We start from the raw sequence: 23973 nt of genomic DNA on the forward strand, positions 1-23973 counted from the left end.
TGTTAACCTACTTACACTATGACCATTGCTACGTTGATAATCCACAAAACAAAGATAACATTTTTAGAAACTGAAAGTAAAATGCACTAAAGTGCATAGTTTTAACTATTTCTGAGACCAATAAAACCCCATGAAAAAAAATATTTTAGGTCTGATGCTGGCTATAGTCATTTCGAGCTGTCATAATGATAAAAAGTTATCAGGCAGCACAATCGAAATGGCCGGAACCCTGGTTCCCGAAAGCTCCGTTCAAATTAATAAAGACAAAAATACGATCAGGGGAAGATTTTCTGCTCCTAAAGGGTATACATGGATTGAAGAGCAGCCTGATTCTTTCGGATATTTCATTGAGAATTTCAAGCTGAAACCTTATGGAAGTCAGATTCTAAAATATGACGGAACGCCCATTGCCACGCAGGATGTTCATGAAGCCATTTTCGATATTGACACAGGGAATAAAGATCTGCAACAGTGTGCGGATGCCGCAATCCGTCTAAGAGCTGAATATTTGTACAAAGCCAAAAAGTTTGACGAGATCAAATTTCATTTTACAAGTGGCGATTTAGTTACGTGGAATGACTATAAAAACGGTATCCGTGCTTTCGTCAATGGAAATTCGGTGAGCTTTAGAAAAACAGCAGATTTTGATGATTCTTATCCAAATTTCAGAAAATATCTGGATTTGATTTTTAATTATGCAGGAACTATTTCATTAAATAAGGAGACAAAACCGGTCGCAAAAAATTCGGATCTGAAAACGGGTAATATTCTGATCACACCAGGCAGTCCGGGACATATTGTTTTTATTTCGGGAGTATGTCAGAATAAGGAAGGTGAAAAGTTATTTTTATTAAGTGAAGGATTCACTCCGGCACAATCTATTCATATGCTTTCCAATCCTTTTGATAAAAGTATTTCGCCATGGTACCGTCTTGATGTAAATTCTTCTGAAACCAAAACGGCAAGGTATTTTTTTAAACCTACAAATTTTAGAAGCTTTTAATTATTTATATTCAAAACTCTTCTCAACTTACTGCCATTATCTGAACTTGTTTTTGTAAATTTGTGTTCGAAATTTTTTGCTAGATGAAAGAGAGTGCTGTAAAAAAAATTGCAGTTCTTACTTCAGGAGGTGACTCTCCAGGTATGAATGCAGCATTAAGAGCGGTCGTAAGAACCGCCAATTATTATAATATCGAATGCTACGGAGTAAGGGAAGGCTATAACGGGCTCATCAATGATGATTTCCTGAAAATGGGTCCCCGTTCCGTAAAAAATATAATCAACCAGGGCGGAACCATTCTGAAATCCGCCAGATCCGTGGAATTCAGAACTCCGGAAGGACGCCAGAAAGCTTATAACAACTGTGTGAAACATGGTGTTGATGCATTGGTGTGTATTGGAGGGGACGGAACTTTTACCGGAGCCAAGATCTTTAACGAAGAATTCGGAATCAGGGTAATTGGTGTACCGGGAACTATCGACAATGATATTTTCGGAACGGATAATACCATCGGCTACGATACGGCTTTGAATACAGCGATGGAAGCTATTGATAAGGTTCGTGATACGGCTACTTCTCACAACAGGGTTTTCTTTGTGGAGGTAATGGGTCGTGACGCCGGTTTCATTGCTTTAAACAGCGGATTAGCAACAGGTGCTTTAGATATCCTTATTCCTGAGAAAAAAGACAGCATGGAAGATCTTTTTGCTAATTTCAGAAAAGCTGAAAAAACAGGAAAAGCATCCAGTATCGTTGTAGTGGCTGAAGGTGAAAAACTGGGAAGCATCTACGATCTTGCAGACCAAACTAAAAAGGAATTCCCTGATTATGATATCCGTGTAACGATCTTGGGACACATCCAGAGAGGAGGTTCTCCAAGCTGTGCAGACAGAGTTTTGGCCAGCAGACTGGGTTACGGTGCCGTAGTGGGATTAATGGAAGGAAAAACAAATGTAATGGCTGGAATGCGTTCCAACGATATGGTGTATACACCGATTGAAGAAGCCATTAAAAAACATAATGAAATCAATAAAGATCTTTTATTGATTTCCGAAATTTTAGCAATCTAATTATTTTTTATAAATCTAAAACAAACTATTATGTCAACAATCAAAGTAGGTATCAACGGTTTTGGTAGAATTGGACGTCTTGTTTTCAGAGCAATGACTGAAAGAGATAACATTGAAGTAGTAGGAATCAATGACCTAATCAACGCAGAATACATGGCTTACATGTTAAAATATGATTCTGTACACGGTATTTTCCCTGGAGAAGTTTCTGTAGAAGGTAACGACCTTGTGGTAAACGGAAAAAAAATCAGAGTAACTGCTGAGAAGGATCCTAACAACTTAAAGTGGAATGAAGTAGGTGCTGAGTATATCGTAGAATCTACAGGTCTTTTCTTATCTAAAGACTCTGCTCAGGCTCACATCAACGCCGGAGCTAAAAAAGTAATCCTTTCTGCTCCATCTAAAGACGATACTCCGATGTTCGTAATGGGTGTAAACCACCTAGAGCTTACTGACGATATCAAAATCTTATCTAACGCTTCTTGTACAACCAACTGTTTAGCACCTTTAGCTAAAGTAATCCATGATAACTTCGGAATCGTAGAAGGTCTTATGACTACGGTACACGCTACAACAGCAACTCAAAAAACTGTTGATGGACCGTCTGCTAAAGACTGGAGAGGTGGTAGAGCTGCTCTTAACAACATTATCCCTTCTTCTACAGGTGCTGCTAAAGCGGTAGGAAAAGTAATCCCTTCATTAAACGGAAAATTAACAGGTATGTCTTTCAGAGTACCAACTGTTGACGTTTCTGTAGTTGACCTTACTGTAAGATTAGAAAAAGCGACTTCTTACGATGAGATCTGTGCTGCTATTAAAGCTGCTTCTGAAGGTGAATTGAAAGGAATCTTAGGATACACTGAAGATGCTGTAGTTTCTCAGGACTTTGTAGGAGATAAGAGAACTTCTATCTTCGACAAAGATGCTGGTATTATGCTTTCTCCAAACTTTGTAAAACTTGTTTCTTGGTATGACAACGAAATGGGTTACTCAAACAAATTGGTAGATATGCTTATCCATTCTGCTTCTTTATAATAGTAGTGAGCAAATAAATAATAAAAAACCTTCCAAATTGGAAGGTTTTTTTAATTTAGTCGTTAAAATTAGACTATGCTTAATGAACTTATTGAAAGATATTCTCAATATTCTGATCCAGAATTAATGGAAGTCTATTTAAATAAAAACGGATATATAACCTGATAAATATTCATAGTTTTAGATATGAGTTGAAAAGCCTTTCAAGAAGCTTCCAGATTTACAAGACTCATATTAATATTACTCGTTTTCATGATTATTAATTATACAAGTGTTGATTTTTTTAAATGTGAAAAAACTACCCTTTTGTGCTATTTTTTTTTAGAAATCCTTAACAGTATGGAATATGTACACGATACCAATAAAATGATCAACTGGGCAAATTCTAAAAAAATAGAATGGACTCATGTAATGGTCTATGATCGTAGAAACAGAGAAAAGGTAGGCAGATGTAAAAAAATAAAACACACCTAAAATAATAGGTTCCTGATTTTCCATTCAAAAAATTTCTATTTTATTTCATGAAAAAATTTCGTATATATTGAATTTTTATTCATTGTTTTAATAAATCTAATTCTATAATATTATTATCTTTTTTCAAACGTTCAAGCGCTATTTTTTCAAATTCACGAAAAATTTCATTTCCGGAGTGAAAAACACCATTAGCATCTGTTTGGTCTGGAAAAGCCCCAACTGAACCTGCCATCGGATTTTTTCTAAAATTTTTATAAATTTTCACATATTTTGGATAAGTGACTTTCACATCTTTATAATTATTCACGTAAGGATAATTAAAGTCTCCTTTTGTCGCTTTTATTCCTTTAAGTTCAAAAATGTGGCTTTTGTGAAGATCCTCTATTTTAAGAATCAATCCTGGAAGTCCAAAAAATTTATACGGACCACTTTGTATCGGGATCTCTTTTGCAAACCACGCAATCCACTTTCTGCCTCCAAACTCTGTGGTTGCTTTTTGGACATCATACCCCAAAATATTATTAAACTCCGCAAGTATATTCCATTTTAAATCTATATTCTGACTAACTGAATATCTATAAGGTTCAAGAGGTGTAATAAATTCAATTTTTTGAGTATTAATATCTCTAACTACTCTATCTTTATTCATTTTTATATTAGGGGGCATGGAAAAGATTCCTTTCTTTGAATCTGCATTCAATGTTGAGTCAGATTTGTATTTTTCAAAACTATAGAATTCTGATTTATTGTTACCAATATTCAAAACCATTATTTCTTTCTCTAAATTTTTCACGTTTGTTGAATCACGAATAAATTTGTATTCATAGAAAAATTGTTTGTTTTGACTAAAAACATTAGTTGAGATGAGAATAAGAATTATGATTCTAATTGTATTCATTATATTTTTTTATTTAAAAAAAAGGCTGTCAAATAGTTATTCAACAGCCTTAATCATTTTGGTCGATTTTAACAAGCTTTTAAAAAATAACCTGATGGACAATTGCTGCCAGTACTACATGAACCGCAAGTATAAAGATCACTACAACATTTATAAGTCTTTTCAGGTCCACCCTGTCCAACTTCTGTCATTGTATCATCATTTGGATTTATTCGTCCACCATAAAGTTTTTTTAATTCACCTCTTGAAATTTTTTTAAGTTTTTTCATATTTGTAAAAATTTAAATGTTAATTGACAAATATAAAAAATAATTCAATCACTGTGTAGGGAATTTTATTATGTTAAACAAAGAAGAGCCTGTTAATTCAATAAAAAAATAACAGGCTCCAGAGTTTGTTTTTTGTGATGTAAAGATAGTAGGGTAAAAAGAGCCATTCCGTCTCTGTACGAATGACCCCCAATTGAGCGGATGCTTATCGAATCCCGAGCGAGGGAAACGGGGATGAGCATGAGCAGTTACATGGTTCTCTGTTCTCTGAGCAAAGAGCTTAAACTTTTTGACTGAGGAACAGAAAACCGCCTACAAAAATCTAGCTACCTATCGCAGCCTTTTTTCAAGGATTGGAAGTTTAGTCCGGAATAGGGCGGATATCTCTCAGGAAATATTTTTAATACAAGGTTAAATTAAATCATGAAAATTTTAAAGAATCAAAACCCTACTTATTACAATTTTGAAAAGGTAAAAATAAAGTATTGAAAAAGCCCCCCAGCAACGAGAGGCCATAAGTTTATCATTTTCAAACAACTAAAAAGAAAAGAGTAAACTGTTTTATAACATTCATTAAGATTTCATTACAATAGTCTGTAGAAACAGCCTGCCAATGATTTGACAGTTAATGTTTTTCTCAATTAAAATTAAATTATAGAAAAAATTAAGTCATTAAACAAAACGGAGCAAAGTAAATTGAGTTTTCCTGGTTATTAGTTAGTACAAAGTTTAAAATTTTATTAAAGTAAAAAAATCCCCCTTTTGTGGTATTTTGAAAGTATTTTAATTATTTTAGCATAAAACAATTTATTCATGGAGAATTCAGAAAAAAAACATCCTCTTATTGAAGTCTGGAATACATACCCAGCCGTTAGGAGAGACAGAAAGATCCAGGATAAACCGCCTATAGAACGTATCATTAGCGAGATGTTTGCCATTGGTGAGTTTTATTATTATGCTCTGAATCTTACCAACAGTACACTTTCCCATCATCATGAAAATATTCTCAAACTTCACGGCCTAAACAGCTATCCCGAAAACTTAAAAGAAGTCATTGATCTTACCCATCCGGATGATATCGAATTTGTCATAAAAGCAGAGCAGACCCTTATCGACAAAATGACAGAAATAGGTTTCGAGCACCAACTTTACCTCAAGTGCAGCTACTGCTTCAGAATGAAAACAGCCGCAGGAAACTATGAACTGTTCCATCATCAGTCTGTCATCACCATGGAAGATGAAACAGGAATTCCCATTCAGGCTATAAATATCCATACCAATATTCATCATATCACCAAAGAAAATCCCCACACCGTCCTGATTTCCGGAATAGGTCCTAGAAATGATTTTCACCAGGTGAAGCTGGATTGCTTTTCGAAGCCCGAGAATTTCCCAGAACATTTAACGAAAAGAGAGATGGAAATTCTGGCTTATATCACAAAAGGATATTCAGGACCTGAAATTGCCCAGGCCTTGATTCTCTCTGAACATACGGTACGCACACACAGAAAAAATATTTTAAGAAAAACAGACTCAAGAAACTGTAAGGAACTCGTTAAAAAAGCGTTTGAAAGAGGCCTTATTTAATCTGCTTCTATTTCTTCATAAAGAATCTAATTAAAGACTGATAAATCTCACCAGGGAATTTCGGCACAAAACCTGTATTTTTATAGTATAATGGAAAACATGATGATACAGCCACGTTTTAAAGATTCTCCACACTTCAAACATTTCTGGGAAAAAGGCAATGGAAAACAGCTTATTGATTTTTCTGGAGCTGAAGTGAGTTTTAAGGACTTTAAAAAATTTTCACTCTATTTTTATCACGTGGACGAAATGGGGGATCAAGTGGTAAAAGATGTTTATTTGACTAAAAAATTCCATGAAGCCTCAAGAGAAATCGAAAATTATATCCGAAACGGGATCTCCGAAACGGACAATGTTCCTGAAAGTGTAAAAAAACTATTCAGCCAGACCCAGCAGATTCCCGATTGGCTCGACTACAACCTGCTGAAAAGCGGTGCAGAGCTCTGTATGCGAAGTAATATCGACTCGCTCATTTCGTTAAGGGATTACTGCCTGATTGGAGGTTATGATTATGCCTACCTTAATAAACCCCTCACCGCTACAGAAGCTTTGAAAAAAGGTGCTGTAAAACGTCTTTCAGAAACGCTGGACTTTTGGGTTAATGTGACACGCTATGATGCCCTGGAAATTCATGCAAAAGGTTATGAATTTGCAATTAAGACCCGCCTGATCCATTCTTATGCAAGACTATCCATAAAGAAATATGATAAGCAGTGGGATACTGAAAATTGGGGTGAACCGATCAATTCGTGGGATATGATGGCTACCTATATCGGTTTCAGTCTTGTTTTTCTTCACAGTCTTCAGAAACTTGGAAATACCTTTTCAGAAGAAGAGGAAAAAGGAATTTTTCATCTGTGGAAATATGTTGGCTATTTACTCGGAATTCCTGAGCAACTTCTTCCTGACAGCAAAAAACAGGCAACAGAATTTTTCCATTTATGGACTTCTGTTCAGCCTCCTTCAGACAAAGACTCTATTTTGCTGGCTCATTCTTTACTGAATGAATCTCTGGAAAATCCGATTTTAAAATTCAAATTCCAGAGGACCAACCTGAGATACCTGCATATCTGCTGTACATGGTTCCTGCTGGATGATGAAGTATGCAAAAGACTACAGATCCCTGAGGTTTCCAACAGAAACCTGTTTCCTAAAACAAAGATCCTGATCAACAAAATCTATGATAAGATTGTAAGCAGAGACGTCAGAATAAAAAAAGGAGACAAAGACCAGATGAAAGTACTGGAAGATTATCTTAAAGTAACTAAAAATTCAAATTTCCACTAGAACAACACTGAACGGCACCTACTTTAAAAGACAAAAAACATTTTTTATGTTTTGGATCATAAAATGATGCATTCCATTCGTAATGAACCACATCAGCTTCAAAACATTATTATTATTTAACGCTAAAAACAGTTTTTGCTCTTAAATAATATTAGTTTTTGACCGTAAAATTCCTTATTTTTGAGCAATTATTTTAACAACAGATGAGCAACATAGAAGATAAGAAAAAAGCGCTTGCATTAGTGCTTGACAAGCTAGATAAAACATACGGAAAAGGAACGGTAATGACATTAGGGGATAGTACTATTGATACGACCATTGAAGTGATTCCTTCCGGATCTCTGGGATTAGACATCGCTCTTGGAGTAGGTGGCTATCCAAGAGGAAGAATCATTGAGATCTACGGACCTGAATCTTCCGGTAAAACAACTTTAACACTTCACGCTATTGCAGAAGCTCAAAAAGCAGGTGGAATTGCAGCATTTATTGATGCAGAGCACGCTTTTGACAGAGGGTATGCGGGAAAATTAGGAATCGATCTTGAAAACTTAATTATTTCTCAGCCGGACAATGGAGAACAGGCTTTGGAAATTGCTGATAACTTAATCCGTTCAGGAGCAATTGACATCGTTGTCATTGACTCTGTGGCTGCATTGACACCAAAAGCGGAAATTGAAGGAGAAATGGGAGATTCTAAAATGGGTCTTCATGCAAGATTGATGTCTCAGGCATTGAGAAAGCTGACCGCTACGATTTCAAGAACAAAATGTACGGTAATTTTCATCAACCAGTTGAGAGAAAAAATCGGTGTGATGTTCGGAAACCCTGAAACCACGACAGGGGGTAATGCATTGAAATTCTACGCTTCTGTAAGAGTAGATATCAGAAAAGCGAGTGCGCCTATTAAAAACGGAGACGAAGCAGTAGGAAGCCGTGTGAAAGTGAAAATTGTGAAAAACAAAGTAGCTCCACCTTTCAAACAAGCTGAATTCGACATTATGTACGGTGAAGGAGTTTCTAAAACAGGAGAAATCCTTGATCAGGCTGTAGAACAAGGAATTGTAAAGAAAAGCGGTTCTTGGTTCAGCTATGAAGAAACTAAATTAGGACAAGGTCGTGACGCGGTAAAAGATGTGTTGAAAGACAACCCTGAGCTAGCTGAGGAATTAGAAAATAAGATCAAAGAAGAATTGAAAAATAAGGTTAAATAATCTTTTTTCCAATCTATACATTAAAGACAGCTTTTAGGCTGTCTTTTTTTATGTAATTTTAAATAAAAACTTAAATGAAGCTGAATATTTTATCCAAAATATCATTTATTTCGGTATTTGTAGTCTTCTTTTCCTGCAAAGAAGACAGACAGATCAACCCTGATTTCGTAGTGTACTCTGTCGATACAAAAAACGAGAAGGTTGAATTCTTTTGGAAAAATAATCAGAACCAAGCCTTCAGAAATATTCAGAATTTAAAAAAATACATTAACACCAAAAATCGGGATTTAAAATTCGCCATGAATGGCGGTATGTTCATTGAAAACAATATCCCAAAAGGATTATATATAGAAAATTATAAAACTTTACATCCCATTGATACTTTAAGTGGTGAAGGAAATTTCTACTTAAAACCCAACGGTATTTTCTACATGACAAGATCCAATGAATCTGTCATTATTTCCACTGAAAATTTCAAAACAGATTCAGATATCAGATTTGCTACACAGTCCGGTCCTATGCTGCTGATCAATGGAAAAATAAATCCAATTTTTCGAAAAAATTCAGGGAATTTAAATATCAGAAACGGTGTCGGGATATTGAAGAATGGTGATCCTATTTTTGTCATGTCTAAGAAAAAAATAAACTTTTACCACTTCGCTTCATTCTTTAAAAGTTTAGGATGTAACGAGGCATTATATCTTGACGGTTTTTTCTCAAGAGCCTATTTCCCGGAAGAAAACTGGATTCAGGAAGATGGTGATTTCGGAGTCATGATAGGTATTACCACAGCAAAGTAGCAAATTTCAGGATTCGGTCTGCAGAAAAAATGCCAATCTGTCACTTTGTTCAAATCGGTATTTTTTTTGAGCATTACTAAGAAATTAAAAAATCTAAAATATTATGACTAAAGGAAATATTAATGTATCTGTGGAAAACATTTTCCCTCTCATCAAAAAATTTCTTTACAGTGATCACGAAATATTCCTGAGAGAACTCATCTCTAATGCCACTGACGCTACTTTAAAATTAAAGCATTTAACAAGCATTGGAGAAGCTAAAGTGGAATATGGAAATCCGAAGCTTGAAGTAAAGATCGACAAAGAACAAAAAACACTTCGCATCATAGACCAAGGAATCGGGATGACCGCTGAAGAGGTTGAAAAATACATCAACCAGGTTGCTTTTTCGGGAGCTGAAGAATTCCTTGAAAAATATAAAGATTCTGCAAAAGACTCCGGTATTATTGGCCATTTCGGTCTTGGATTTTATTCAGCATTTATGGTGGCTGAAAAGGTGGAAATCGTCACTAAATCTTACAAAGACGAGCCTGCCGTACGTTGGATCTGTGACGGAAGTCCTGAATTCACCCTTGAGGAAACCACTGACAAAACAGACAGAGGAACGGAGATCATCCTTCACATTGCAGAAGATTCTACAGAATTCTTAGAAGAAGCAAAAATTCGCGAACTCCTTTCAAAATATAATAAATTCATGCCTGTTCCGATTAAATTCGGGACCAAAACACACACCCTTCCGTTACCGGAAGATGCTCCGGAAGATGCAGTTGCAGAAACTGAAGAAGTAGATAATATCATCAATAACCCGACACCGGCCTGGACTATCGCACCGGGCGAACTGACCAGCGAGGATTACATGAAATTCTATCACGAGCTGTATCCAATGCAGTTTGAAGAACCTTTGTTTAATATTCACCTGAACGTTGACTACCCATTCAATCTTACAGGTGTTCTATTCTTCCCGAAACTGAGCAACAATTTAAATATTGATAAGGATAAAATCCAGCTGTATCAGAACCAGGTATTTGTAACTGATGAAGTAAAAGGAATCGTTCCTGACTTCCTGATGCTTTTAAGAGGAGTTATTGATTCTCCGGATATTCCGTTGAACGTTTCCCGTTCTTATCTGCAGGCAGATGGTGCTGTAAAGAAAATATCTTCTTACATCACGAAAAAAGTGGCCGACAAAATGTCTTCTCTGATCAACGAAAACCGTCAGGATTATGAGCAAAAATGGAATGACATTAAAATAGTGATTGAATACGGAATTATCACAGAAGAGAAGTTTGCAGAAAAGGCAGATAAATTCACGTTATATCCTACGACCGACGGAAAATATTTCCTGTGGAATGAATTGCTTGAAAAGATCCAGCCAGCCCATACAGATAAAGATGGCAATACGGTAATCCTTTATGCAACCAATGCAGACGAACAGCACAGTTATATTCAGGCAGCTAATGATAAGGGCTATGATGTTCTGTTACTGGACTCCCCTGTCATTTCTCACGTAATCCAGAAACTGGAAACTTCAAAAGAAAAGATCTCATTTGCAAGAGTAGATGCAGATCACATCAATAACCTGATCAAAAAAGATGAACCGGTTATTTCCAAATTAACTGAAACTGAAAAAGAATCTTTAAAGAAGAACGTTGAAGAGGCTGTAAAAGACGCCAAATTTACGGTACAGCTTGAAGATCTTGACAGCAATGATGCTCCGTTTACCATCACACAACCTGAATTCATGAGAAGAATGAAAGAGATGCAGGCAACCGGCGGAGGTGGTATGTTCGGCATGGGAGGTTTCCCGGAGATGTATAATCTGGTAGTGAACTCGAACAGTGAGCTTTCTAACCAGATCTTAAAGACAGAAAATCCTGAAGAAAAAGAAACGCTGATTAAATATGCTCTTGATCTTGCGAAACTGTCACAGAATCTACTGAAAGGAAAAGACCTGACAGATTTTATCCAGAGAAGCTACAAGCAACTGGAGAAATAATAAAAAATACAGAAATGAAAAGACTGTTCTCATATTGGGAGCAGTCTTTTTTATGCATTAGAGGCTGAGGATTTGATGAAACGCAAAGGCACAAAAGTTTTTTCCTTCATTCAACTTTAAAACGCAGAGATTTTATCTCCGATAAAATTGTACACCACTGACAATTTTTCTATCCTTTTCCCTTACTGGAAATCTTAGATTTTCTTGCGGCTTAAAAACGGCTATACACTTGAAAAAACCTTACTCCTTTGCGTATAAAACATAAAATATAGAGAGTAAATCATAAACATATGGATTCTATATCTTTAATATTCTACCCTTTTTTGACATTTTTGGTTAAATTCCAAGAATCCACTGCATATTTTTTCTGTTTTCTATTGTACAGATTGTGCTTTTTTTCCATTTTTGTATAAAATGTCGGATATGCAAAAAGAAAAATTACGCGTCATCAGAAAACAAAAGGGCTATACTCAGCAGCAGATAGCTGATATTATCGCGACTGATGTATCCAACTACAGCAGAAAGGAAAGTGGTGATGTAAGAATCATTAAGGATGAATGGGATAAAATTGCCCGCTTCCTGGATGTTTCGGTAGAGGAAATTTATGAGGATGAGGAAGCTAAGGTGGTTATTAATAATGATCATCCTATATTTAATGGAAATGCTTCAGGAGGAAATATCAATCAACAGTTTAATAACATTCCAGGAGCTATTATTGAAAACCTTCAGGGTTATATCGCGCTTTTGAAGGAAGAAAATGAAAGATTGAAAGAAGAATTAAGAACTCCGAAAGGAAGAAAATAACGGGCGTATTTTTAAAATCCGTCTATTATTTACCCTATAAATTTTAAATGCCTTGAATACTGATGAGTATTCAAGGCATTTTATTTTGTGGTAACTTCTTGCTTCTATTTTTTTAGCTGCCCTGTTTTTTGCAGGCAAAATCACCTCTTCAAGAAGGGAACGATGGTTTACTTTTTAGTGCCAGGAGTGATAATTAAATTTCCTCAAGCGGATTCCAGAACAGTTTTTTGAAATCTTTTATCCTTAAATTTTCAACAGTAATGCCTTCTGCTTCCAGTCTTTTCTGAAATTCGGGAACAGATAATACGCCGGAACTGGATATGACACGGTGTGCGGGGACATCTTCAGGACATCCACCCATCGCTTTTCCTACATGACGGGAATGGTTGGGATACCCTACCGCTTTAGCTATAGCACCATAAGAGGAAACTCTTCCTTTGGGAATAAGCCTTGTGATCTCGTAAATCTGTTGTTTGAAAATTTCGTCCATAGGTAAGTACTCTGTTATCGCGTTGAAAATTAAGGTTTAAATGAATTTTAACCCATTTCTGCATCATTTTTGAATTCTTAATGATTCAATGATGTTTCATTTTAAATATAAAGGTATGAAAAAATCATTTTTCCAACTGCTGAATACAGTGAATAAAAAGATGCTCCCCAAGCTGAGCAACAAAGATCCGAACAGCCTCAGTAAAATTGAGAAAGGAATTCTGGCCTACCGCTATTTTGTGCTGGTCAATTCCCTTGACTGACCTCCGCGTGAGGGATATGGAGGGCGCGAGCGCAGCGAGCGGTACCGCGTACCGGAACGAAGTGGAGCCCGGAACAGCCCGACCCGGGTTGGGGATTGGGATAGCGAGGGGCACGCAATAAGTTCTGTAAAATGTAAAAAGTATTAATGTATTCATGATTCCAACGTATATGGGAACATAAAAAACGCTTCAAAATGAATTGAAGCGCTTGTATTTTTATAAGAAGTTTATTCTTAAGAATTTTCTAAGATGTAAGAGAACATCAATGGTGCACAGATGGTTGCATCACTTTCAACGATAAATTTCGGTGTGGTGATATCTAGTTTACCCCAAGTGATCTTCTCATTTGGAACTGCTCCTGAGTATGAACCATAAGACGTTGTAGAGTCTGAGATCTGGCAGAAATAAGACCAGAATGGAACGTCATGCATTTCCATATCCTGATACAACATCGGCACTACACAGATAGGGAAATCGCCTGCGATACCTCCTCCGATCTGGAAGAAACCAACTCCTTTTCCAGCTGAATTGTGAGTATACCAGTCTGCAAGGTACATCATATACTCGATTCCTGATTTCATAGTTGTTGCGGTAAGCTCACCTTTGATACAGTAAGAGGCGAAGATGTTACCCATGGTAGAATCTTCCCATCCCGGAACCACAATTGGAAGGTTTTTCTCAGCAGCAGCGATCATCCATGAGTTTTCTCTCGGAATTTCATAATACTGCTCAAGAACTCCTGAAAGAATCATTTTGTACATAAATTCGTGCGGGAAATAACGCTCGCCCTTAGCTTCTGCATCTTTCCAGATATCCACAATATGTTTCTGAAGTCTTCTGAAAGCTTCTTCTTCAGGGATACATGTATCTGTAACTCTATTTAATCCTCTTTCTAATAAAGCCCACTCATCCTGTGCCGTTAAATCTCTGTAATGCGGAACTCTTTCGTAGTGAGAGTGTGCCACAAGATTCATTAAATCTTCTTCAAGATTGGCTCCTGTACAAGAAATAAAATCAACTTTTCCCTGACGGATCATTTCTGCAAGAATCTTCCCCAACTCAGCAGTAGACATAGCACCTGCCAAAGTGATCATCATTTTTCCGCCATCTTTAAGATGTGCAACATACCCTTTAGATGCATCTACCAATGCAGCCGCATTGAAGTGCAGGTAATATTTCTCTATAAATTCAGAAATCGGTTTGCTCATTTTTTTAATTTTTGCAAAGATAAAACTTAAAAACGGAATGCAACATGGGTACTTAAAGAAACTATTGCCTGAACATCCTTTTTTAACAAATGATAAAAAGGCTCCACTCATCAATGTTTTAAAGAAAAAGTACAGCTATGAAGCTGTACTTTCATCTAACAAATATAGATTACACAGGAATTACCCGTGACAAGATTCTACTTTTAAGATCTCAATCTTTCTTTCCCCGTCTTTGAAAGGCCAGTCGATGATATCTCCTACCTTATAGCCAACAGTTGCCAAGGCAATATCTGATAAGATGGAATGTTTATTTTTGGCAGGCTTAGCTTTTGCAGAGGCAACGAAAATATATTCATGCTCGAAATTCCTAGTATGATCTTTGATCGTTACTTTTCTGTCAACAGTCACTACATCATCAGGAAGATCTCTTCTCAAAACCTGTTTAGCTTTTCTCAATTCTTCAGTAAGTCTTTTCTCTTCCGGCATGCTTACCTTTTTTCTTCTGAGTGTATCTTTTATAGCATCATAAATTCCGGTAGTTACAGTGATATGATTGGACATTTTTAATTCTTTTAAAATGAATAGATGCAGTTATTCCAGTGACCCAATGCAGGATTACACCTCTCCTCAGTTTTTCTCCAGTAGAAAACTGCAAATATGTGAAATTTATTGGAATCCTTTCCCTGTCGTGGATCCTGACAGGGCCTAATTGATAAAGTCCTTGGAACTCTTCAGAAAAGAATCCTTATGTAAGTACAACAGCGACAGCAAAAGGCCATTAGAGTGGCGGTCTGCAGATAAAGGAATAATTGCTGTCATACATTAAAAGTTATTAATAATACCCTAAGATACTCAAAAATCCTGACATGTAGAGAAAAAAAAACTCACGATTCCGAATCTGAACCCTTAAAACTTAAACTTCCTATTATCTTTCTTCTCGGAAATTTTCTTTTTGGTATCCAGCCTCTTCTGCTTCTGCCCTTTCGAAGGTTTTGTCGCTACTCTTTTCTTGGGAATAATTAAAGCTTTATTGACTAGGTCAATAATTTTTTCGATCGACTTGTTCTTGTTCATCAGTTGAGTCCTGCTTTCTGAAACAGTGAGGAACATATAACCTTCAGCATTGATCCTGTTTTTCAATTTATTTTGGATCAGCTCTTTTTGATAGTCATTAAAAAATTCGGATTCAGCGACCAACCAAAGAACAGTTACAGCAGTTTCCACTTTATTGACGTTCTGACCTCCTGCCCCACTGCTGCGGGAAGTTTTAAAGCTGAGTTCTCTTGAGAAGTCTTTCATACGATAGAGATGAGTAGATTAAAGAGTAAAGATAAAAGATAATAGAGAGAGATAATAGACGTAGGTAAGATTTTAGCCTTCAGCTATTATTTTATGCAGTTCTATTCGGTTCACTTTACCATTCGGCGTTCTTGGAATTTTTCCGATGAAAATAATTTCTTTTGGTTTGTGGAAGTTTTTTTCAAAAGGTATTTTTAAAATCCTTTCTGTAAAATCTGCAGATGCTTCTCCTTCGATGATCAAAATAAGTTTTTGCCCTAAACTTTCATCTTCTATTCCCACAAATACGGCTTCATTTGGAATCTCTTTTTTGACTAAAGCTTCCAATATTTCCGGAAAAATTTTTGCTCCACCGGAATTGATGACATTGTCTATACGTCCCAGAAATTTAAACTGTTTTTCATTTTTAATTTCAACTAAATCATTAGTCTGCAGTACCTCAGCATTTACATTGGGAGCAAATATTTTAAGACAGCCTCTTTCATCCGTAGTGACAGAAACATTTTCGAAAGCAGTAAAATAATCTTCCGGTTGTGGCATCAATTGTTTCAGAGCAATGTGAGAAAGTGTTTCGGACATTCCGTAGGTTTCAAAAATATGGTTTGAAGTATGGGAAAGCATCTCTGTATGAAATATTTTATCCTTTAGATTTTCGGAAACAGTAGCTCCACCGATGATTAAATTTTTAATCAAATGCAGCTTGTCAAGTGAATTTCCCACCTGAAGCGGAGTCATTGCACAAAAATCTACTTCTTCACTCACATATTCTAGTGGTTTTAAGGACGGCTCAGTGACAATCAGTTTCAACTTTCTTTCAATGGAACGAACCACCATCATTTTCCCCGAAATATAGTCTACCGGAAGACATAACAATGCTTTGTTTCCTTCTTTTAAACCTAAAAAATTACAAGTCATCACAGCAGAATTGACCATTTTATTTTTTTCAATTTCGAAAATTTTGGGTACACCTGTGGAACCCGAAGTCTGCACTTTTACCACATTTTCATCGGAAAACCATTCGTCTAAAAAATTTCTAATTTTATAATCGAAATCCGTTTGAAAGGATAAATTATTAATATTGAGATTATTGAAGTCTATCAGCATGTTGGTATGACATAAAAAGTAGTGTAAATGTAAAAAAAACTTTAAAATTTTCTTGTATCTAAATAAAAAAGCTGTAAATTTGCCTCACCAAAATAAACAGACCCATGGTGTAACGGTAGCACTCTGGTTTTTGGTACCATCAGTTGGGGTTCGAATCCCTGTGGGTCTACAAACCATTCTTTTTTAAGGATGGTTTTTTTGTTTTAATATTATATAGCAAGATCTCTTTAAAAATAAAACTTAACTTATAAAAGCATAGGCTTTTATCTATTTTCAACTAAAAAAAGTCTACTTTTTGCAACAGATTCTTGTCTGTAAAGAAAAAAAATGTAAATTTGCACCACCAAAATAAAACAGACCCATGGTGTAACGGTAGCACTCTGGTTTTTGGTACCATCAGTTGGGGTTCGAATCCCTGTGGGTCTACAAACCATTCTTTTTTTAAGGATGGTTTTTTTGTTTAAAATAACGGTCAAAAAGCACTCCTTCAAAAGCTTTTATTTATAATTGATTTTGTGATTCAACTCTAAAGGATTATTTTCTTCAAGAATAGATTTTTGCGCTTGTCGAATCATTTCATTCATATCTTTTTCATTTCCCTGAGGATCAGTAAATGTAACTTTTCTGGCAGTTTTGGAATTCCAGGGATCATTATAATACGATTTTCCCAGCTGATCATATTGTGTCCAGTCTATTGTAATGGTTTTTGTCCTTACATCAAACCAATCCCCTCCTTTTTTTATTTGTGTTAAATTGAATGAGTAATCATGTTCTGTATCTTCAATGGAAATGATTAAACCAGGCAATCCATTGAAAATATAGGGACCATCATTAAAAGGTAATTCTGTTGTAAACCATGCCATCCAGTTTCTGCCACCATAACTGACTTCTGCTTTTTGTGATTTGTATTTTCCAATTGTTTTTTGTTCTGATAAGATTTTCCAATTTAATTTTTCATCAATCGGGAGAAGATAATTTGCCCGTAAGTAGGTAATAATCTTCCCTATTTTCTTATTAGTGACATCTTTTTTAATGTAAAAATGATTTTCAACTCCCATTCTATAGCCTCCATTTTTATTAATAAGCTTTAGGGAATCAGCATCTTTGGACATGGATTCTCTAAAAATAGAAGTATTATTCTCAAAATCCAAAATCATATTTTCAGTATTAATATCTTCAGGTTTTTCTTTACTTGTTCTATATTTAGCTTCATAGATAAAACTAAACTTCTGTGAAAAACAAAATGTTGACAGTAGTGAAAAAAATAAAATAAATTTCAATTGGTCTGTTATTTTCATAAAATCTATGTTAAGTTTTGGACTTTCTGTTCGGCCCGAAAACACTAGTTCGACGAAATAAAATTGAAGCACAAAAACTTAAGTAATGTATACAATTTCACTGAAAAAGACAAGCGTTGCATTTTGCACCTCAGCTGTTTAATACAAAATCTATGTTAGCAGAAGTTTTTTGTTCAGCATAGACATACTTTCATTATGGTTTCCAATTAAACAAAAAAGGACAGATAAAAATCCATCCTCTATATAATTTGAGTAAGTCCGTTCTACAGTTTTCTATTTAGATTTAGGTTTGTACAGTTTAAACATTACAAACAGAAAAGCCAGCCAAATAGGAATTAAGATCACCTGAATTTCCATTCCAGTAATACTCATCAACACCAAAATTGCCACTAAAAACAGGATACAGATGTAATTTGATACCGGATAGAATATGGAAGGGAATAATGTTTTTACCCCCGACTGATCTTTATCTTTTCTGAATTTCAAATGGGTATAACAGATCATCAGCCAATTGATAATTAAAGTAGAAACCACCAAAGCCATTAAGTATTCAAATGCCTTTTCGGGAACCAGTTTATTGATGATAATACAGATTCCGGCAAAACAGGATGAGATAAGGATCGCATTGGTAGGAACACTGTTTTTATTTAGTTTCTTCAGAAATTTCGGTGCATTTCCCTGTTGAGCCAGTCCGAAAAGCATTCTGCTGTTGCTATAAACACTGCTGTTGTACACCGACAAAGCCGCGGTTAAAACAATCAGATTAAGAATATTGGCAATTAAAATATTGAACTGAATCACCTTTCCGAAGATATTGAATTCAAAACCATTTAAATTCTGGAAAACCATAACAAAAGGGCTTGTTCCCTCTGTTATCTCTCTCCAGGGACTCAAAGCAAATAAAATCACCAAAGCCCCCACATAGAAAATTAAAATTCTGTAAATAACCTGGTTAGTGGCTTTAGGAATCGTCTTTTCAGGATTTTTAGCTTCAGCGGCAGTAATCCCTATTAATTCCAATCCTCCAAAAGAGAACATGATCATCGCCATGGCAGCAAACAGCCCGGAAAATCCACTTTCACTTTTATTAAAAAATCCTTTGGGGAAAAATCCGCCGTCGTTCCACAAATTCGATATACTTGCTTTATCTCCTCCAGTTCCGCTCAACAGTAAATAAACACCAAAAACGATCATCCCAATAATGGCTACCACTTTAATGATAGAGAACCAAAATTCGGTTTCTCCATATACTTTTACAGAAGCCAGGTTTAAGGCTGTAATCACGATAAAAAAGAACAAACTGGATACCCAGAGCGGGACTTCGGGCCACCAAAAATGAATATAATGCCCGATAGCCGTCAATTCGGCCATACTTACCAGAATATAGAGAATCCAGTAATTCCAGCCGGAAGCAAATCCGGGAAAATTCCCCCAGTATTTATAGGCAAAGTGACTGAAACTTCCGGAAACAGGTTCCTGAACGACCATTTCACCAAGCTGGCGCATAATAAAAAATGCAATAATTCCTGCTAAAGCATATCCCAGAATAACGGAAGGTCCCGCTAAAACTGCTGCCGGACCAATCCCAAGAAACAATCCTGTTCCTATGGCTCCCCCGAGGGCAATTAATTGAATATGTCTGTTGGTTAATCCTCTCACTAGAGCCCCATCATTGGACTCCGTTTTCTGTTCGCTGCTCATAAAATCAATTATGCCCTAAATATATAAAACTTTAGAGAAATTCGCGTTCTATGAAGCTATAAGAACATTCAAAAGGTTCAGTTTTAAAGAATTAAAAAGTAAAAATGGAGCATTTCTTATAGGTATTCCTCCGGAATTGAAATATTATTCTTTTTCATGTATTCCAAAAGCGACTGATAGCGATCATCATTCCCGTCTGTTCCACATTTGTGCGAAATACTGCAGATGTCTGAAGGCTTAATTTCCAGGATATCGGAGATCTTGGTCAGGATTTCCAGATTAATCTTCACTTTAGAATTTTCAATGTCGGAATAGGCCTTTTGGGAAATGCCCATTTCAAAAGCCATATACTCCTGCGTAAAGTCTTTACTTCTACGGATTTTCCTGATATTTTGACCACATACTTTCATCGTTTCTGTTTTAGTAGTTTTCGGTATACTTTAGAAGGATACCTACTAGACTTACACAAAGTTAATAAATACCTTTGGCAAAACATTATACACGTTACATGATATTTATATTTTCATACAAATCAAGGTTATTACCATCCGATTTCAGAGGATAAATATCACTTCGGTACAACACAATTGGAATTATGGAGACGCAAAAATTCAATTATGACAATAATATTGTCAAAGCATTCTTGTATGCTACTATCGTATTCGGGCTGGTCGGCTTTCTGCTGGGACTTTCGGCTGCGCTGATGCTTTTCTACCCTGAGTTGCCTGAGTTTTTATTCGGGACAGATGATACGACAATCCAGAGTTTGAGAAGCGGAAATATTCAAGGATTGATTAACACGCAGGGTGCTATGGGATTCGGAAGGATCAGAATGCTTCATACGAGTGCCGTTATTTTTGCTTTTGTGTGTAATTCTTTTTTCTGCGGTGCTTATTACAGTATGCAGAGACTTTTAAAAACAAGAATGTACAGCGATACGCTTTCATGGATCCACTTCTGGAGCTGGCAACTGATGATCGTTGCCGTAGTCATAACATTCTTAATGGGAATCAATACATCCAAAGAATATGCAGAACACGAATGGCCGATTGATATTCTGATCACTTTCTCATGGGTTATTTTCGGAATCAATATGTTCGGAACCATTGCGAAGAGAAGAGTAAGACACCTTTATGTAGCCATATGGTTCTATATCGCAACCTGGATTGCCGTAGCCATGCTGCATATCTTTAATAATCTTGAAGTTCCCCTATCATTCACAAGCTGGAAATCCTATTCTGTATATGCCGGTGTAAAAGATGCTCTTGTACAATGGTGGTACGGTCACAACGCCGTAGCATTCGTACTGACCACTCCGGTATTAGGTCTGATGTACTACTTCATGCCGAAAGCGGCACAGCGTCCCGTATTCTCCTATAAATTATCCATTATTCACTTTTGGTCGCTGATTTTCGTTTACCTATGGGCTGGTCCTCACCACCTTCAGTATACGGCGCTTCCGGCATGGGCTCAGGCTGTAGGAACAGGGTTTTCTATCATGCTCATCGCACCTTCATGGGGAGGAATGCTGAATGGTCTTCTTACCTTAAGAGGAGCCTGGGATAAAGTAAGAGAAAATCCGATCCTTAAATTCTTTGTGGTAGCGATTACCTGTTATGGTATGGCTACTTTCGAAGGACCTCTGTTAGCCACGAAATCTTTAAATAAAATCGGGCACTACACGGACTGGGTGATTGGGCACGTACACTTAGGAGCGCTTGGATGGAACGGTTTTATGGCCTTCGGAGTTGTTTATTATCTGGTTCCGATCATGTGGAGAACACCGTTATGGTCTAAAAAATTAGCCAACTGGCACTTCTGGCTGGGGACATTAGGAATTATTTTCTACGCAGTTCCCATGTATATCTCAGGATTCACTCAGGGGTTGATGTGGAAACAGTTCAATCCGGATGGTACATTAATGTATAAAAACTGGCTGGATACGGTAACGGCAATCATTCCTTATTTTAAAATGAGATTCTTAGGAGGTATCCTTTATCTTTCAGGTGCTATTTTAATGGTGGTGAATGTGATCAGAACCGTAAGATCAGGCTCATTCCAGAAAGAAGTTCCTGCAGAAGCTCCTGCACTGGCAGATATCGGTAGCTCACGAAAAGAAGGCGAAGGCGTACACCTTTGGCTGGAAAGAACTCCAAAATTACTGTCCATCCTGGCTTTCATCACGGTAGCCATAGGCGGATTAATAGAAATCGTTCCGACATTATCATTAAAACAAAGCGTTCCGACAATCACCGCTGTAAAGCCTTACACACCGCTTGAACTGGAAGGAAGAGATCTGTATGTTCGTGAAGGATGTAACTCATGCCACTCACAGATGATCAGACCTTTCCGTGATGAGATCGTAAGATTTGAGGGTAAAAACGGACAGTATTCAAAAGCCGGAGAGTTTATTTATGACAGACCTTTCTTATGGGGATCCAAGAGAACAGGACCGGATCTTCACAGAGAAGGTGGCAGAAACCCGGATTCATGGCATTTTAAACATATGTACAACCCGAGAATTACATCTGCAGGTTCCATTATGCCGCGTTTCCCATGGCTGATCACGAATAAGCTGGACCGCACTCAAATGGTGGACAAGATGAGGTTAATGAAAAACACTTTCGATGTACCCTATTCAAAAGCTGAAATAGATTCTGCCAACCAATGGGCAGACAACCAGTCCAAAGCCATTGTACAAAGAATTTACTCTGAAGCTAATGATCTGAAAGATCAGATGGAAAAAGAAAAAGCCGCAAAAGGGGTATCTTATGTTCCGCTTGAGCAGAGAGAAATTGTAGCGATGATTGCCTACCTGCAAAGATTAGGAACCGATATTAAAACAACACAGATCCAGACGGCAAGTGCTGAGTAACCTATAAAATTGTATTGCAATGAAAAAGAGAACCCCAATTTCAATATATATCGCAACAACGATAGGATTAACGATCATGGCGTTTGAAATGTTCGCCGGAGATTCAGGTTATTTTTCCTCGCCATTTTTCTGGGCGCTTATTGTGATCACTGTAATTCTTCTTCTGATCATGAATTCGATTGGAGATCTGGTAGAAAATGAAAGCTTCAGCAGGCTGTCAGAAGAGGAAAAGAAAGAATATTTAGCAGAAAAAAGTATTCCTTATTATCAGAAGCTTTGGAATTCAGCGTTTAAAAAACAGTCTGCTACGGAAGAAAAAGACATTCTTATCGACCATGGTTTTGACGGGATTACAGAACTCGACAACTCGCTTCCGAAATGGTGGATAGGTCTGTTCTGGTTTGGATGTATATTCTGTGTCGTATATATGACCGCCTTTGCCTTTACAGAATATGCTCATCCTGAAGCGGAATTAAACAAAGAAACCACTACAATGCTGGCATCGATAGCAGAATATGAAAAAACAGCACCCCAGATTGATCTGGAAACGGCAAAGTACAATGCAGACCATATCGCAGAAGGTCAGGAACTTTTTAAAACCAACTGTGTAACCTGTCATGGTGACGGCGGAAAAGGAGGTATTGGCCCAAATCTTACGGATACACACTGGATCAATATCAAAGAGAAAAGTCTGTTTAAAAATGTTTTCTGGATGCTTGAAAACGGTTCACCGAATAATCCTACGATGCGACCTTTTATTAAAGAAGGAACCATCAGCGGCAGGGACGCTGAAAAAATTGCAGCCTATATCTATCACATCAATCAGGAAACGGCTCCTATTACTCCGGCTCAGGGCGGTGCCGCTCCTCAGGGTAAAGAAGTAAAATGGGAAAACGCAAATAATTAATCAGGAAGTTTGAAGCTGGCAGAGGGAATTTATTGAGGTCCAAAAGCAGACCTACAGAACCATTTTATTATTTTTTTTAAGCCTACGATAACTGTTAAAAATGAGTATCCAATATTAACTTCCAGCATCGCTCTTCCAGCCCCTTAACTCAAGTAAATTAATAATTAATAAAAATTTATTATCTCCATATATTCCTTGCCCCCTTTACAACTTATCTAACATTTGAATTTTCATTTTTGCTAACCTTTTCAACTATTAAAAATGATATAAAGGGGGCTTTTTTTAACAAAAAATCCAAACCTTGGTTGTCTATATCAACTATTCACTTGACAACTACTAGACTAAATTCCATATCAGGACAGCCAAGGCAGGATTTTTGCACTTGCAATAGGATA

23 protein-coding genes and 2 tRNA genes are annotated in these 23973 nt (G+C 36.7%); 15 read left to right on the forward strand and 10 right to left on the reverse strand.

From position 1 onward, the window contains the following. Positions 1-130 precede the first annotated feature (130 nt). From HHL23_RS19580 to HHL23_RS22785, 4 genes are all read left to right on the forward strand, one after another. Complete coding sequence (locus tag HHL23_RS19580; RefSeq protein WP_169236443.1) at positions 131-1003, forward strand: DUF4846 domain-containing protein; 873 nt, start codon at positions 131-133, stop codon at positions 1001-1003. A gap of 83 nt (positions 1004-1086) precedes the next feature. Then, entirely contained in the window at positions 1087-2073 is a 987-nt protein-coding gene (gene pfkA, locus HHL23_RS19585) for a 6-phosphofructokinase (protein WP_169236444.1), read from the forward strand. 30 nt (positions 2074-2103) lie between these two features. Then, the gene (gene gap / locus HHL23_RS19590; protein ID WP_073334309.1) at positions 2104-3108 is read left to right on the forward strand and encodes a type I glyceraldehyde-3-phosphate dehydrogenase; all 1005 of its coding nucleotides are present in this window, start codon (positions 2104-2106) and stop codon (positions 3106-3108) included. 339 nt (positions 3109-3447) lie between these two features. Continuing rightward, positions 3448-3582, forward strand: a complete 135-nt coding sequence (locus HHL23_RS22785) for a hypothetical protein (protein WP_262889257.1) — start codon at positions 3448-3450, stop codon at positions 3580-3582. Positions 3583-3661: 79 nt separating this feature from the next. On the opposite strand, the gene HHL23_RS19595 is transcribed toward HHL23_RS22785, so the two are convergent. Both HHL23_RS19595 and HHL23_RS19600 read right to left on the reverse strand, forming a co-directional pair. Then, positions 3662-4480, reverse strand: coding sequence for a GLPGLI family protein (locus HHL23_RS19595; protein WP_169236445.1), 819 nt, complete (start codon positions 4478-4480; stop codon positions 3662-3664). Positions 4481-4548: 68 nt separating this feature from the next. Next, complete coding sequence (locus HHL23_RS19600) at positions 4549-4749, reverse strand: bacteriocin-like protein (protein ID WP_169236446.1); 201 nt, start codon at positions 4747-4749, stop codon at positions 4549-4551. Positions 4750-5562: 813 nt separating this feature from the next. Between HHL23_RS19600 and HHL23_RS19605 the strand changes: the two genes are divergently transcribed. The 6 genes from HHL23_RS19605 (at position 5563) to HHL23_RS19630 (ending at position 12434) form a co-directional block, all read left to right on the forward strand. Beyond that, a complete protein-coding gene (locus HHL23_RS19605; RefSeq protein ID WP_169236447.1) occupies positions 5563-6336 on the forward strand; it encodes a response regulator transcription factor in 774 nt (257 codons plus the stop codon). 99 nt (positions 6337-6435) lie between these two features. Beyond that, positions 6436-7623, forward strand: a complete 1188-nt coding sequence (locus HHL23_RS19610) for an oxygenase MpaB family protein (protein WP_169236448.1) — start codon at positions 6436-6438, stop codon at positions 7621-7623. 203 nt (positions 7624-7826) lie between these two features. Then, positions 7827-8834 (forward strand): recombinase RecA, encoded by a 1008-nt coding sequence (gene recA, locus HHL23_RS19615; RefSeq protein ID WP_169236449.1) that lies wholly within the window; start codon positions 7827-7829, stop codon positions 8832-8834. Between the two features lie 74 nt (positions 8835-8908). Further along, positions 8909-9634 (forward strand): phosphodiester glycosidase family protein, encoded by a 726-nt coding sequence (locus HHL23_RS19620; protein ID WP_169236450.1) that lies wholly within the window; start codon positions 8909-8911, stop codon positions 9632-9634. A gap of 103 nt (positions 9635-9737) precedes the next feature. Then, positions 9738-11630, forward strand: coding sequence for a molecular chaperone HtpG (gene htpG / locus HHL23_RS19625; RefSeq protein WP_169236451.1), 1893 nt, complete (start codon positions 9738-9740; stop codon positions 11628-11630). 423 nt (positions 11631-12053) lie between these two features. Beyond that, entirely contained in the window at positions 12054-12434 is a 381-nt protein-coding gene (locus tag HHL23_RS19630) for a helix-turn-helix transcriptional regulator (protein ID WP_169236452.1), read from the forward strand. Between the two features lie 193 nt (positions 12435-12627). Here HHL23_RS19630 and HHL23_RS19635 read toward each other — a convergent pair whose 3' ends face one another. Then, positions 12628-12924 (reverse strand): MGMT family protein, encoded by a 297-nt coding sequence (locus tag HHL23_RS19635; protein ID WP_072922467.1) that lies wholly within the window; start codon positions 12922-12924, stop codon positions 12628-12630. 115 nt (positions 12925-13039) lie between these two features. Between HHL23_RS19635 and HHL23_RS19640 the strand changes: the two genes are divergently transcribed. Next, on the forward strand, positions 13040-13186 hold the full coding sequence (locus HHL23_RS19640; RefSeq protein WP_169236453.1) for a hypothetical protein: 147 nt from the start codon (positions 13040-13042) through the stop codon (positions 13184-13186). Positions 13187-13419: 233 nt separating this feature from the next. On the opposite strand, the gene HHL23_RS19645 is transcribed toward HHL23_RS19640, so the two are convergent. The 4 genes from HHL23_RS19645 to HHL23_RS19660 form a co-directional block, all read right to left on the reverse strand. After that, entirely contained in the window at positions 13420-14394 is a 975-nt protein-coding gene (locus HHL23_RS19645; RefSeq protein WP_169236454.1) for a deoxyhypusine synthase family protein, read from the reverse strand. 180 nt (positions 14395-14574) lie between these two features. After that, on the reverse strand, positions 14575-14955 hold the full coding sequence (locus tag HHL23_RS19650; protein ID WP_169236455.1) for a GreA/GreB family elongation factor: 381 nt from the start codon (positions 14953-14955) through the stop codon (positions 14575-14577). A gap of 345 nt (positions 14956-15300) precedes the next feature. Further along, positions 15301-15693 (reverse strand): alternative ribosome rescue aminoacyl-tRNA hydrolase ArfB, encoded by a 393-nt coding sequence (arfB, locus tag HHL23_RS19655; RefSeq protein ID WP_169236456.1) that lies wholly within the window; start codon positions 15691-15693, stop codon positions 15301-15303. A 72-nt stretch (positions 15694-15765) separates the two neighbouring features. Further along, positions 15766-16797 (reverse strand): AMP-binding protein, encoded by a 1032-nt coding sequence (locus tag HHL23_RS19660; protein ID WP_169236457.1) that lies wholly within the window; start codon positions 16795-16797, stop codon positions 15766-15768. A gap of 98 nt (positions 16798-16895) precedes the next feature. Between HHL23_RS19660 and HHL23_RS19665 the strand changes: the two genes are divergently transcribed. Together HHL23_RS19665 and HHL23_RS19670 are read left to right on the forward strand one after the other, a co-directional pair. Next, a tRNA-Gln gene (locus HHL23_RS19665) sits at positions 16896-16966 on the forward strand. Positions 16967-17152: 186 nt separating this feature from the next. Next, positions 17153-17223 (forward strand) — tRNA-Gln (locus HHL23_RS19670). A 71-nt stretch (positions 17224-17294) separates the two neighbouring features. Here the strand turns inward: HHL23_RS19670 and HHL23_RS19675 are convergent. The 3 genes from HHL23_RS19675 to HHL23_RS19685 all read right to left on the reverse strand — a co-directional run bounded on the left by HHL23_RS19675 (position 17295) and on the right by HHL23_RS19685 (position 20206). Then, the gene (locus tag HHL23_RS19675) at positions 17295-18095 is read right to left on the reverse strand and encodes a GLPGLI family protein (protein ID WP_169236458.1); all 801 of its coding nucleotides are present in this window, start codon (positions 18093-18095) and stop codon (positions 17295-17297) included. 273 nt (positions 18096-18368) lie between these two features. Further along, on the reverse strand, positions 18369-19796 hold the full coding sequence (locus tag HHL23_RS19680) for an amino acid permease (protein WP_169236459.1): 1428 nt from the start codon (positions 19794-19796) through the stop codon (positions 18369-18371). Between the two features lie 116 nt (positions 19797-19912). After that, positions 19913-20206 carry a helix-turn-helix domain-containing protein gene (locus HHL23_RS19685; RefSeq protein ID WP_111955217.1) on the reverse strand — a complete coding sequence of 98 codons (294 nt, stop codon included), beginning with the start codon at positions 20204-20206 and terminating at the stop codon, positions 19913-19915. A 185-nt stretch (positions 20207-20391) separates the two neighbouring features. Between HHL23_RS19685 and ccoN the strand changes: the two genes are divergently transcribed. Together ccoN and HHL23_RS19695 are read left to right on the forward strand one after the other, a co-directional pair. Then, positions 20392-22671: a cytochrome-c oxidase, cbb3-type subunit I gene (ccoN, locus tag HHL23_RS19690; protein WP_169236460.1), complete on the forward strand. Its 2280-nt coding sequence runs from the start codon at positions 20392-20394 to the stop codon at positions 22669-22671. 19 nt (positions 22672-22690) lie between these two features. After that, the gene (locus tag HHL23_RS19695) at positions 22691-23578 is read left to right on the forward strand and encodes a cbb3-type cytochrome c oxidase N-terminal domain-containing protein (protein WP_169236461.1); all 888 of its coding nucleotides are present in this window, start codon (positions 22691-22693) and stop codon (positions 23576-23578) included. The last annotated feature ends 395 nt before the right edge of the window (positions 23579-23973 follow it).

This window comes from Chryseobacterium antibioticum (assembly GCF_012927325.1).
In the GTDB taxonomy this organism is placed as follows: domain Bacteria; phylum Bacteroidota; class Bacteroidia; order Flavobacteriales; family Weeksellaceae; genus Chryseobacterium; species Chryseobacterium antibioticum.